Source organism: Clostridium culturomicium, assembly GCF_000821305.1.
Taxonomy (GTDB): Bacteria; Bacillota; Clostridia; order Clostridiales; family Clostridiaceae; genus Clostridium_J; species Clostridium_J culturomicium.
In genome coordinates, this window is sequence record NZ_CCXK01000017.1 from 321,503 (window position 1) to 334,769 (window position 13,267).

General features: G+C 34.0%; 11 protein-coding genes. 10 read left to right on the plus strand and 1 reads right to left on the minus strand.

What is annotated here, in order from left to right:
• Positions 1-179: 179 nt before the first annotated feature.
• From BN1075_RS14000 to BN1075_RS14020, 5 genes are all read left to right on the plus strand, one after another.
• Positions 180-947: an ABC transporter ATP-binding protein gene (locus tag BN1075_RS14000; protein ID WP_040193834.1), complete on the plus strand. Its 768-nt coding sequence runs from the start codon at positions 180-182 to the stop codon at positions 945-947.
• Complete coding sequence (locus tag BN1075_RS14005; protein ID WP_040193836.1) at positions 940-2,982, plus strand: ABC transporter permease; 2,043 nt, start codon at positions 940-942, stop codon at positions 2,980-2,982. The genes BN1075_RS14000 and BN1075_RS14005 overlap by 8 nt, the downstream gene beginning before the upstream one ends.
• 194 nt (positions 2,983-3,176) lie before the next feature.
• Positions 3,177-3,653 (plus strand): DUF3997 domain-containing protein, encoded by a 477-nt coding sequence (locus BN1075_RS14010; protein WP_040193838.1) that lies wholly within the window; start codon positions 3,177-3,179, stop codon positions 3,651-3,653.
• A gap of 31 nt (positions 3,654-3,684) precedes the next feature.
• Positions 3,685-4,182 carry an NUDIX domain-containing protein gene (locus BN1075_RS14015; protein ID WP_040193839.1) on the plus strand — a complete coding sequence of 166 codons (498 nt, stop codon included), beginning with the start codon at positions 3,685-3,687 and terminating at the stop codon, positions 4,180-4,182.
• 91 nt (positions 4,183-4,273) lie between these two features.
• Positions 4,274-5,092 carry a MerR family transcriptional regulator gene (locus BN1075_RS14020; RefSeq protein WP_235777815.1) on the plus strand — a complete coding sequence of 273 codons (819 nt, stop codon included), beginning with the start codon at positions 4,274-4,276 and terminating at the stop codon, positions 5,090-5,092.
• Positions 5,093-5,246: 154 nt separating this feature from the next.
• Here BN1075_RS14020 and BN1075_RS14025 read toward each other — a convergent pair whose 3' ends face one another.
• Complete coding sequence (locus tag BN1075_RS14025; RefSeq protein ID WP_040193841.1) at positions 5,247-6,587, minus strand: helix-turn-helix domain-containing protein; 1,341 nt, start codon at positions 6,585-6,587, stop codon at positions 5,247-5,249.
• 372 nt (positions 6,588-6,959) lie between these two features.
• Between BN1075_RS14025 and BN1075_RS14030 the strand changes: the two genes are divergently transcribed.
• The 5 genes from BN1075_RS14030 (at position 6,960) to BN1075_RS14050 (ending at position 13,185) form a co-directional block, all read left to right on the plus strand.
• The gene (locus BN1075_RS14030; protein WP_040193842.1) at positions 6,960-7,685 is read left to right on the plus strand and encodes a DUF5058 family protein; all 726 of its coding nucleotides are present in this window, start codon (positions 6,960-6,962) and stop codon (positions 7,683-7,685) included.
• Positions 7,686-7,706: 21 nt separating this feature from the next.
• Positions 7,707-8,429 carry a hypothetical protein gene (locus BN1075_RS14035; RefSeq protein WP_052406558.1) on the plus strand — a complete coding sequence of 241 codons (723 nt, stop codon included), beginning with the start codon at positions 7,707-7,709 and terminating at the stop codon, positions 8,427-8,429.
• 13 nt (positions 8,430-8,442) lie between these two features.
• Positions 8,443-9,618, plus strand: a complete 1,176-nt coding sequence (locus BN1075_RS14040) for a M20 metallopeptidase family protein (RefSeq protein WP_040193843.1) — start codon at positions 8,443-8,445, stop codon at positions 9,616-9,618.
• Between the two features lie 224 nt (positions 9,619-9,842).
• Complete coding sequence (locus BN1075_RS14045) at positions 9,843-11,114, plus strand: MFS transporter (RefSeq protein WP_040193844.1); 1,272 nt, start codon at positions 9,843-9,845, stop codon at positions 11,112-11,114.
• Positions 11,115-11,385: 271 nt separating this feature from the next.
• Entirely contained in the window at positions 11,386-13,185 is a 1,800-nt protein-coding gene (locus BN1075_RS14050; protein ID WP_040193845.1) for a flavocytochrome c, read from the plus strand.
• Positions 13,186-13,267: the final 82 nt, after the last annotated feature.

A 13,267-nucleotide genomic window follows, 5' to 3' on the forward strand; every position in this document is an offset into this window, starting at 1 on the left:
TCTAGAAACTCCGAAGGAATTTCAACCTAAATTATTCATCTTTTATCCTTCATTTTTCATTATAAAGCCTAACCTTACAAAGAAGTAAGGTTAGGTGTTATTTTGTAAGGACAATAAATGGAAGTCAACCTTAACCTTGGATAAAATTAAGATATGATAACAAAAGGAGTGAATTAATTATGGCATTACTTCAGGTAAACAGTCTAAAAAAAGTATACACCACAAGATTTGGAGGTAATCATGTTCAGGCTTTGTCCAATGTTAACTTTTCAGTGGAAGCTGGTGAATATGTAGCAATAATGGGGGAGTCAGGCTCAGGTAAAACTACTCTTCTTAATATATTGGCAGCTCTTGATAAACCAACTAGTGGAGATGTTCTTCTTGGCGGAAGGTCAATGGCAGAAATAAAGGAAAGAGAGATATCAGCCTTTAGAAGGGAGAATCTTGGCTTTGTGTTTCAAGATTTTAACCTTTTAGACACCTTTTCTTTAAAGGATAATATTTTTTTACCTTTAGTGCTTTCAGGAAATCACCATGAGGAAATGGAGAAAAGATTAAAGCCCATTGCAAAAAATCTTGGTATTGAGGAGCTTTTAAATAAATTTCCTTATGAGGTTTCAGGTGGGCAGAAGCAGAGGGCAGCGGTGGCTCGTGCACTAATTACTAATCCTCAGATAATTCTAGCTGATGAACCAACGGGAGCATTAGATTCTAAGGCAACAGACAGTCTTTTAAGACTTTTTGGAGAAATTAATGAGGCTGGGCAGACAATTTTAATGGTAACCCACTCTGTTAAAGCTGCAAGCCACGCAAGTCGTGTACTTTTCATAAAGGATGGGGAGGTATTCCACCAAATTTATCGTGGGAATTCTTCTATTGAAGATATGTATGGAAAGATATCTGATACCTTAACTCTTCTAACTACTGGAGGTAAAAACCATGAGTAGCTTTATGTATCCAAGGCTGGCATGGCAGAATATTAAAAAGAATGAAAAATTTTACCTTCCTTACATTTTAACTATAGTTGGAGCCAGCGCAGCTTTTTATATATTACTAGCAATGAATGGAGCAAAGGACCTTCCAGAGAATATTAGATATTCTTATTTAGCAAATTTTATATTCTTTGGAACCATTGTTATTGGTATCTTTTCAGTAATTTTTTTGTTTTATACTAATAGCTTTTTAATGAAGCGTCGCAACAAGGAGCTTGGAATGTATAACATCCTTGGTATGGATAAAAGACATATTGGAAAAGTTCTTGTTTTTGAAAGTATATATACGGCTTTAATTGGAATTGGCGGTGGAATAATTATTGGAATTGTATTTCAAAAGTTGGTTACCCTTCTTTTATATAAGTTGATGAAATTTGATGTACCTTTTGGATTTTATATATTTTATGAAGGAATAGGAATAACTTTCATATTCTTTACAGTTATTTTAACTGTAGCTCTTTTATTTAACTTAAGAAGGATTCATGTGCAGAATCCTATAGAGCTTCTTCGCGGAGGACAGGTTGGAGAAAGAGAGCCAAAGACAAAGTGGATTATTGCAATCCTTGGGGTTATATGTCTTGGAGGAGGTTACTATTTAGCAGTATCAACTTCCAATGCCATGGATGCTTTAGCAATGTACTTTGTAGCTGTAATTTTAGTAATCATTGGAACCTATTGTTTATTCACCGCGGTTAGTATTGTCATATTAAAGGTTTTAAGAAAGAATAAGAAGTTTTATTACAAAACCACAAATTTTATTGGCATTTCAGGGATGATTTATAGAATGAAGAGAAATGCAGTGGGTCTTGCGAATATATGTATTCTTTCCACTATGGTTCTTGTTATGGTGTCAGGAACCCTTGCACTTTATCTAGGAACGGAGGATTCAATAAATTTCCGCTATCCTGGGGATATAAATATCGAAACTAGATATAGAAAAGAAGAAAACTTATTAAATGTTGAACAGTTGCAATCAAGAATTACTTCTGGAATTGAAAAGCAAGGTTATAAAATGACTAAAGTAAATACATTAAATAGCCTAAGCTTTATCGTAGGCGATACTAACAATGGATTTATTACAGATAGAAATAAATTTAGCAATATGGGTAGCAGAATGCTAGTGTTTATCACGGCTAGTGAATACGGAAGACTTTTAGATATAGATCCCCCAAAGCTAGAAGATGATGAAATTCTTCTTTATTCGCAAGGAAGACCTGCTAAAGGAGATATATCAATAGATTTTAGCAATGCAGATAATCCAGAGGGAAAAGTTAGAACTTTTAAAGTAAAAGAAGAACTGGATTCGTTTCCTGCCGTGAGTGATTATGCAGCATTTTTATTAGATATAAGCTACTGTGTAGTTGCTGATGCAAGCGTTATGTTTAACCTTTCAAATGAACAAACACAGGCTTATGGAGATTATGCCAGTCCAATGATATGGGAGGCTCACATAGATTTAGATGGAACTACTGAAGAGAAAATAGCCTGTGCAGATTTTATAAGTAATCCAGAAAATATCAATGTGGATGGAGGTGCTGTAGGCAGCTGGGAATGGTATTCCGTAGAAAGTAAGGACAGTAATAGCATAGATTTCTACTCCCTTAATGGAGGCTTCTTTTTCCTTGGAATATTCTTAGGGCTTCTATTCATCATGGCAACGGTATTAATAATTTACTATAAACAGATATCAGAAGGTTATGAGGATAGAGAGCGTTTCCAAATAATGCAGAAGGTTGGTCTTGATAAGAAGGATATTAAGCGTTCAATAAATAGTCAGGTATTAATAGTGTTTTTCATGCCACTTATAGTAGCTTCTGTTCATATTGTCTTTAACTTTAGACTTATGAAGATGCTTCTTACCCTGTTTGGACTTACAAATACAACATTGACATTTTACTGTACAATTGGAACAGTGCTTGCTTTTATGGCAGCCTATAGCATTGTTTATATGTTAACTGCTAAGGTGTATTATAAAATTGTAAGTAAGTAGGAAAACTGTGGATATTCAAGGTCAAATATTTGGAATGTAAGGGTTCATAAATTACCAAAGATGAAGTCGAGGATAATATTAAATTATTCTCGGCTTTAATTTTTATTAGGAGCCTTGAGATAACAGTTTGTTACATAGAGGTAATAATTAAAAAATGTAGAATTATTTATATAAGAGTAAAGGAGCGGTGTTTTATGAAAAAGGGAATTTTAATTATATGTGTTTTGTTATTTGTAATATTTAGCTTAACAGGTTGCACAGACTCAAAGAAGGTTCCTTATGTTGGACCAGGTAGCAGTGATTATTACTATATGATTGGCGAACATTATCAAATTTGGCGTGCTAGTAATAACTCAATTACATTAGATAAAGTTGAGGAAGGTCAATCTGCATGGGCTATAATTCGTGAAAAGGTTACTAAAGTTGGTTGGGATGATTCTTTTATTTTAGCAGAGCAAACTCCTTTAATAAAAGAAACTATGACTTTAGATGAAGAAAATATTTGCTATTGGATAATAAGTATAGGCAACGGTGAATTATATGGACCATTAACTGAAGAAGAATTTGATTCAAAACGCATAGAATTAAATGTTGATACAGAAATAACACTTAAGAGTCCTGAAAGTTATAAATATTTAATGGAAGAACAAGGAAAAAGTAAATTGAACTAAGGAAGTAGAAAGATATATAAGGAGTACATATATGGAAATTTGGGACGGTTATAATATAGTAGGTGAAAAAGTCGGGATAGATTTAATTAGAGGGAAGAAAATACCAAAGGATATTTTTCATTGCGTTGTGGTTATTATAGTTGTGCATGAAGATGGTACGTATCTTTTAATGCAGCGAGATTATAATAAAACTGTATTCCCGGGAAAATGGGAGACTGGTGCCAGCGGATGTCTTCAAAAGGGAGAGAGTTTTGAGGAGGGAGCCAAAAGAGAGCTGCTTGAAGAAACGGGCATACTAGGAGAAAACTTAATATTTATGGAATCTTTCGTTAAGGAAGAGTATCAAACAATTTATAAGATTTATTTACATAGGTGCTCCAGTGATAAAAACTCCATTACATTACAGCAAGGAGAAACCATAGATTTTAAGTGGTTATCTAAGGTGGAGTTACTGGGAATAGTAGACACTGATGAATTTATATCACCATCCATAGAACTTATGAAAAGAATTATTATGACGCAGGAATAAAATATATAGCTATATTTATTACCATGAGTGTTTTTATAGTTTCTTGACTCTCCAGTTAGGGGAGGCAATAAAATAAATTTATAAGGAAGGAGTGAAGTGCTTGTATCGTATAGGAGAATTTTCTAAGTTAACTAAAACAACTATTAAGACACTAAGATATTATGATGAAGTTGGTCTTTTAAAACCAGATACCATTGATAAGTTCACTGGCTACAGATTTTATGGAACAGATCAGCTAGTGAAACTGCATTATATTCAATCCTTACGCCAAATAGGATTGTCCATAGAAGAAATTAAGCTTACTTTATCAGGGGTAAACACTAAAAATATCTTGGAAAAACGAAGGGCTGAATTATTAGATGAAATTAGCAATGCACAAGAACAACTCTCCAGAATTGAATTTATTTTATCGAGTAAAGAGGAGGAACAGATTATGAATTATCAAGCAATAATAAAAGAATTACCAGAGTGTATTGTATACTCAAAGAGGTTGACTGCACCAAGCTATGACTCTTATTTTAATTTAATACCAGATATAGGTAAGCAGGTTACAACAAAATATCCAGATTTAAAATGTGTTGTGCCAGAGTATTGCTTCATTGTTTATCTTGATGGAGAATATAAGGAGAAGAATATTAATATCGAGTTTTGTGAAGCAGTTGACAAATTAAAGGAAGATTTTGAGGATATTAGGTTTAAGAAAATTGATGCCGTTACTGCAGTTTCAATTATGCATATGGGGCCATATTCAAAATTAAGAGAGGCATATATCTATGCATTCAATTGGATTGAAGAAAATGGATATGTATCATGTGATAATCCTAGAGAAAATTACATTGATGGTATTTGGAACAAGGAAAGTGAAGAAGAGTGGCTAACAGAGCTTCAAATACCAGTGGTAAAAAAATAGAATAAGTAAAGAAAAATAGTGCAATGATTGTTGCACTATTTTTTTGTTCATTTAAATACTCTAGTAAAAATTGTTATATTAAGCCCGGTTAAAAATGATTTCAGTTAATTTTTATATGTATTAATAGAGCAAATATATAGGTTGAAAATATTATTTACGAATCAAAGTTTATCTTATATACATTCTTAGGTCTTCCCCTAGAAGTTCCGAATTCTTCTCCAATTACCTCTGCAATACCTGTTTCCATTAGTTTATTTAAGAATCTGTTAGCACTTCGCACTGTTATAGAGAGTTGGTTCGCCAAGTCCTGAGCAGTTAGGTTGTCAGTTTTAAGAATTTTCATTGTGGCAATGATTTTTTGCACATTTATAGGAGAAAGTCCTACTTTCTTAGCTACTTTTTCATAGTACTCCATTTTATTGTTTTGAACTATAAGATTGTTTTCAGAGGTCAAAGGACCAACTAACTGGTCCATAGATGTTGCTAAATAACTGCAGGTATAAGGTTTATACTTTGCTTCTTTATTAGCAAGAGAGGCTAGGTATTTTGCTTCCGAAACATCCTCTCCATAGCCGTATCCAATACTTACGGTGAATTTCAGTGTGCTCTTTAGATGGTTAGTTAAGGAGCATATAGTTTTATTATTAGTGATTCTATCCACGGTCTTTTGAGAGGTGAAAATTTCAAAGCTGCCGTGGTTTCTTTTTATTACAAAGTTTGTTAAATGATTTTTATTGTAATTAGTTATAGATTCATGAAGTAATATTGGAAGCAGTTCATTATCTTTATTAAATATCTCATCATTTGGATTAAATTTATCAATGGATATATCAATCACTGCTGGCTGGTTTTCACTTAATTTATGTAGTTGAATGTCTTTAATTATTCTGTGTACAGAGGACTCCACGTGATCCTTGCTAGGACAGGCAAGGTGATATTTAATTCCTTTTTTCTCAAGTTCTTCGGCTATGTTACTAAAGGTTATGATGGCAAGATCCAAGGAGCCTTGCTCCCATCTTAGGGTTATATTTTCAACTATGCTACGGCAGAAGTTGAAAATACCTCCTAAATCAAGTTCTTCTATGTTTTCTGCAATATCGGATAGTTCATATACAGGTTTATCATAGTCATAAAGTTTTTGAAGCTTATCTGGAAAAAGTGGTGAATTCATGAAGTCTAAATAGACCTTTGAAAAGTCTGTATTTCTATCTTGGATTACTAAGTTAAATAAAGTTTTATAAAGATTTAGCATATCCGTATTAAAGGATACAACAGGCTTTCGGCAGATGGGATATGTCTTTTTTATCCATTGGGATGATAGAAGACTGCTAATTAAAAAACCATCTACTAAGTCGTAATTTTTTGCGTATATCTCAACTAAATTGGAGAAGTTGGAGTATACAAAGTACTGAATTTCACAGTTCAAATTTAAATTATCAATTATTTCTTTAGTGTAATCATGTAATTGTTTGGTAGTAATTAACGCAATTTTCAAAAGATCACTTCCTTTTATAGGATTCTCTATAAAATATTGTATCAAGTGTATATTTTAAATTCAATATATTTTCAGACTACTATCGGAAAATTTTCTTTAAGTAGGAATCGAATTATTTGATTCGGTCACTGGAGATTATTAATTACAATAGATATGAGAAGAAATTTCATGAAATAATGGAGATTGTGTATTAAATATATAAGTTTTGCATTAATAGAAGTAAATTTGCCATGAAGAATTTAAGACAGTAGTCCTAAAATACGACTAAATTTTAGGACTATTGTGCATAAAAAATCATCATGCTAGACTTTTATTATAGACATGTCTTGAATAAGTCCATATATACCTATAAGTAAAAAGGAGGTTATTTCTATGACAAATGGTTCTTACTTAAACGTAGCAAACAGTGGTACCATGATGGCACTTTGTGCAGCAACTATTGGGGTAGTTGTAATGCAAGGGCTGCTGTTCTTAAGAAAAGGAATTAAAAGAAGTGAGGAATTGGGAATTCCGAAAAGCAAAATCAAGAAAGTAATTTCAAGTACAGCTATATTTTCCATTATACCTTCATTACCAATAATGGTATTTTTGATGCTTATGATGCCGACCTTGGGGAAATTCTTCCCATGGCTTCGTGTTTCTGTAATTGGTTCAGGATCCTACGAGTATATGGCGGCAGATATGGCAGCTACATCTATGGGCTTTACAGGTATGGCTGATCCAAATGTAAACGTTGCGGCATTTTGCTGTGCAATGTGGGTTATGACCATTGGTCTTATGAGTGGTCCAATTACCAATGTATTCTTACTTAAAAAATACGATGGAAAAATCAAAGAAATGAGCAGAAAGAAAAATAGTTTTGGTCCATTCTTTGTCAGCACTCTTTTCATAGCTTTAGTTTGTGTCCTAGCTATGCCTAAGTACATGGATTTTGCAAAACCATTGGGGGTTTTTGCAGCAATAGTATCTAGTGTTACCATTGTAGTTTGTAATAAAATGGCATCAAAATACAAAAATACAACTCTTAGAGACTTTGCATTTCCACTGAGCATGATTGTTGGGATGGTTTCAGTAATCCTAGTTTCAAATATCGTGTAGTTGTTGAAGGAGGAAGATTATATGGCTCAATTAAAAGTAAATAAAAAGGTTGATATAGATAGTTCATATGATTTAGCATCACAGGAGTTTGATAATCAAATTCACCGTTTGGGGAAAATTACCACTGTTATTGCATTGCTTATGATGCTTGCAGTGCCAACAGTAATAACTTTTATAACTGGAACAAAACTTACTTTTGGACAAGTTATGATTGCATCTTCCAGTGTTTTAATGACCTTTGGTCTTATTGGGGTAACTGAAGTATTCTCCTATGCACCGATTTTAGGACCAGGAGGAACTTACCTTGCATTTATCACTGGTAATATATCTAATATGAAGCTTCCAGCAGCCACTACAGCTCTTACCGTTGCGGAGGTTGAACCAGGTACAAAAGAGGGAGAAGTAGTATCAATGATAGCCGTTGCTGTTTCATCCTTAGTTACTGTATCAGTAGTTTTAATTGGAATGTTATTTGGAACAAAGATAATGCCGATATTAGAGCATCCTGTTCTAAAGCCTGGATTCGATTATCTGATTTATGCTTTATTTGGAGCTTTTGCGACTCCAGTAATTATGAAGTCACCTAAAATGTCTGTGGCTCCCGTAATTGTAATGGCTGTCTTAATATTAATACTTGGAGTTTCAAAGGTTGGTTCATTACAGGTTTATATCTTACCACTTTTAATAATTTTCTCAGTATTTGTATCTCATAGATTGTTTAAGGCTGGAAAACTTACTAAATAATGGAGTGGATTAAATGAATACAATACTTTTAAGAGCAAAAGAAATTGAAAATGAAATAATTAGTAATAGAAGACAATTACACAAAAATCCTGAACTTGGGAATGATTTATCTTTTACTTCACAGTATGTAATGGATAAGCTTTGTGAAATGGGATATGAACCAATTAAAATTGGAGAGAGTGGAGTTGTTGCAACAGTGGGGAAAGGTAATAAAACCATCCTTCTCCGTGCAGATATGGATGCCCTTCCAATGAAGGAAACTTCAGGTGAAGAATTTTCTGCAATGGGCGAATATGCCCATGCCTGTGGACACGATACCCATACAGCTATGCTTTTAGGGGCAGCAAGGCTTTTAAAAGAGAGGGAACAGGATTTAAAAGGTATAGTTAAACTTATGTTTCAACCAGATGAAGAGGGGTTAACTGGAGCTAAGCTGATGATTGATGGAGGAGTTCTAGAGAATCCAAAGGTTGATGCAGCTATGGCCATGCACATTTCAATAGGAAGAAAATGTGGTGTAGTTGCAACTAGTTATGGAACTGTAATGGCTTCTTGTGATAGATTTACAATCAATATTAATGGAAAAGGAACCCATGGAGCAGATCCACATCTTGGCGTTGACCCTATAAATATTGCAGTTCATGTTCATATGGCACTGCAAGAGCTAATGAGTAGAGAAACGGCGCCTGGTGACAATGCAGTTTTAACTATTGGAAGGATATCAGCTGGAACAGCTCCAAATATTATTCCTGAGGAGGCTGTTATGGAAGGCACTTTACGTTGCTTCAATGCTGATACAAGAAAGTTTCTATTAGAAAGACTAAAAGAAGTTTGCAACTTTACAGCAAAATCCTTTAGAGGTGAGTGTACTGTGGAAATTTCAGGATCTGTACCGCCTGTGATGTGTAATGATAATATATCAAATGCTATGGAAGGCTACGTTAAGGAGTGTATAGGAGAAGAAAACACTATTGCAATGCCAAATCAGTGTGGTGGTTCTGAAGACTTTGCTTATGTACTTGAACAGGTTCCAGGGACATACTTGGCACTAGGTGCAGGCACAGAGGAGGAAGGATATATTTATAACGTTCATAATCCAAGTGTTAGATTTAATGAAAACTCATTCCATGTTGGGGCCGCAGTTTATGCATTTTGTGCAATGAAGTGGATTGAGGACAATAGTAAGTAACATTATAAATATATATTTAAGCTATGATTATTATAGTAAATACATACATAACTATAATTGTCATAATTGAAATATAATTAAATAAAATTATAAAATAGAAAATACAAAGACTCATTCTTATATATATTTGAAAGGAGTTTAAGTATTAACCAAATCAAGGATTTGGATGATTACTTAATGAAGGGAAATATCTCTCCACTGGGTTAAAATTTGGAGGAATGACAATGAAGAAAAAATCAATATTTTATGGTTGGTGGATAGTAGTTAGTTGTTTTGTACTTATGTTTGTAATGATGTCCATAGTTTCAATGGTCATGGGTATCTTCGTAATACCAGTAAGTGCCGAGCTCAATATATCACGAACACAATTTTCACTATATTTTACCATTCTTTCTGGGGTTGGACTTTTAATAAGTCCAGCCATAGGAAGGTCAAAAATGGATTTAAGAGTAATGACAAGTCTTGGAGTAATTCTATGTGGAATTTGCTTCATGGCATTAGGTTACTGTAAAAACTTAATAATGTTTTATATTATATCAGTGGTCATGGGGATTGGATTTAAAATATGTACAAACATTCCAGCATCAATCCTTTTAGCCAACTGGTTTAAAGAAAAGAGCGGTACAGCTGTTGGTATTGCCTTTGCTGGAGCAGGTATTGGTAATATGATTTTTACACCAATTGCAAACTATTTAATATCTGTCTATGGGTGGCGTAGTGCATATGTTATTTTAGGGGTATTAATGATGATTATAACCCTTCCATTTACAATGTTCATTATAAAAAATAAACCATCAGATTTAGGAATTGTTGCCTATGGAGAAAGGCAACATTCAAGGTCAGCTAAAGATGGAGGCAAGGAAGAGGTACAAGGTTATACTCTTTCAGAACTTATGAAAACTCCTTTTTTTTGGATTATCATGTTCTGTATGATAGTTGTAAATATAGTTTCTTGTGGAATCAACAGCCATCTTCCATCTTATATGCAGGATATAGGGCATAGTGCTACTTTTGCAGCATTTATAGTTTCCTCAGGATCTTTAATGTTAACCTTCGGAAAGGTAATATTGGGATTCATGTCAGATAAATTAGGTGGAACGAGTATTGTTGCCATCTCATGTGCAGCTCTTACTTTATCATTAGTAGCTTTAATGGGTTCACCCGTTACTATTCTAGCTATTTTTGCAGGACTTTTGCATGGGTTTGGAACAAGTTTTGGATCAGTTGGCCCACCTATAATCACAAGACAATTATTTGGAGAAAAGGATTATAGTAGTGTTATGTCAGTGGTTTCAATGACCTCAGGTATAGGAATGGCTATTGGAGCCCCATTTTGTGGAGTCATTTATGATTTGACAGGAGAATATACCCTATCGTGGATAATCTTCTTAATTGCTATGATTGGATGTACTGCATGGTTCTTGATTTCATTAAAGAGCAATGAAAAAAGAGCAGCGATTATTTTTACTCGAGATGGATATAGCAAGATGGGATAAAGATAAATTTCTTAAAGTAAAATACTTAATTCGTCTTAAAATCAATATAAATTTACTTTTTAAAAAGATAATTTTATAACAATATTTAGAGACGTTATAACACATATGTGGAAGGAGGTTTGCAATAGCAGCCTCCAAACCACGATAAATAGGTATATGGGAATAAAATATATTCCTTAAATACATAAATTTTTTAATCTTAAATGTATATTTTTTAACAAAGTTATGTGGAAAAATACAAAACTTTGGAGTATAATGAGGAGGAAGAGTTATGAAAAAAGTAGTCAGTTTTTTACTAGCGTCAGTGATGATGCTAACGTTGGTTGCCTGTGGCACCACTTCAGGAGGCTCAAAGGGGAGTGGATCAGGAAAGTCTAAAGAAAATTACGACATAGTAATTATTGGTGGCGGCGGTGCTGGACTTGCAGCTGCCGTTGAAGCAAAACAAAATGGTGCTGAGAACATCGTGGTTTTAGAAAAGTTATCTTTCCTCGGGGGAAGTACAACCATGGCCTTTGGCGGATTTAACTGTGCAAAGTCAAAATATATGACTGAACAAGGAAAAGAAGAAGAGAATATTGATCTGCTTAACAGAGTTGTGGGAAAAAATGGTAAAAATTTTAACGATTCTGATGTAGCAGCTGTTGTTATTGAGGAAACACCATCAGTAATTGAGTGGTTTGAAAGTTTTGGCTCTGAATGGGGACAAATTCGTTACTCAGATTTGCATTGCCCTACAGATGGAACGATTCCAGGAGTAGAAATCATTAAAGTTCTTAGTGAACAATGTGAAAAATTAGGTGTTGAAATTCGTCTTAACACGAAGGCTACAAAACTGGTAACAGATGAAGAAGGAAGAATCAATGGAGTTGCTACTCAAAATGAAAATGGGGAAGAAGCGACAATCAATTGTACTTCTGTTATTTTAGCAACTGGTGGTTATTCAAACAATCCAGAAATGATTGCAAAAGATCATCCAGATCTTAAAAACATTCACTTCCCATCATCTAAGGGAGCAGAAGGTGACGGTATTGTAATGGCAACTGAACTTGGTGCTAAAACAAGGAATATGGATTTAATACAGTTATCATGTGCAGTAGTTCCATCTTCAATCCAAATGCAATTACCTGGACCAATTAAAGAAAAGGGGGCAATCTTCGTAAATAAAGAAGGAAATCGTTTTGTTAAGGAAACAAGTGCAGCAAGCTCAGACAGAGGAATTACTGCTGCGATCTTAGAACAGACAGATGCAATGTGTTATGGAGTTTACAACGAAACAATTTATCAAAATTTCATGTCTGTTGAAGACAAAGATTTCTTTGATGAATATAGAATTAATGGAATAGATAAATCAGGTCTAGTTATGAAAGCTGATACTATTGAAGGATTAGCAGGAATGATGGATGTTCCAGCTGATGCATTAGAAGCTACAATAAAAGGTATCAAAAATAGTGAAATAGATAATGAAGCTGCAAAAGAAGCTGCAGATACGTATAATGAAGGACCTTATTATGCAGTGCCTTTAACTCCAGGAGTTATGGACACTCTAGGTGGAATTGAAATAGATACAATTGGCCGTGTAATTAACACTGACGAAGAACCAATTCCAGGATTATATGCTGCTGGAGAAGTTATCGGAAACATCCAAGGAGCTTATTATTCAATCGGCCTTGGTGAAGCTGTTGTATACGGAAGGGTTTCAGCAAGAAATGCTATACAATATGTTAAAGACCGTGGCGGCTTAACTGAATATAAAAAGCCAGAAGGTGAATCAGAAAAGCCAGGATCAAAACCAGCTGCAAAAGGTAATTTTGTTGATGGTACTTTCACTGGAACTGCGAAAGGAAATAATGATGATTTAACAGTAGAAGTAACAGTTAAGGATGGAAGTATCACAGAAATTAAGGTGGTTGACGATAAAGAAACTCCAAACATTTTTGCAGGAGTAGTGGACAAGTATATTCCATCTATCATTGAGAGTCAAGATCTTGAGGTAGATACAATCACAGGTGCTACAAATTCTTGTAATGCCGTTAAAGAAGCTTTAAAGTCTGTATTAAAAACAAATTAAAAAACAACCCAAGTTTAAATACTAATGAATACCTTAGTAAAGTGATTTTCATAGTATGTTAATTTAATATTAATGCAGACTT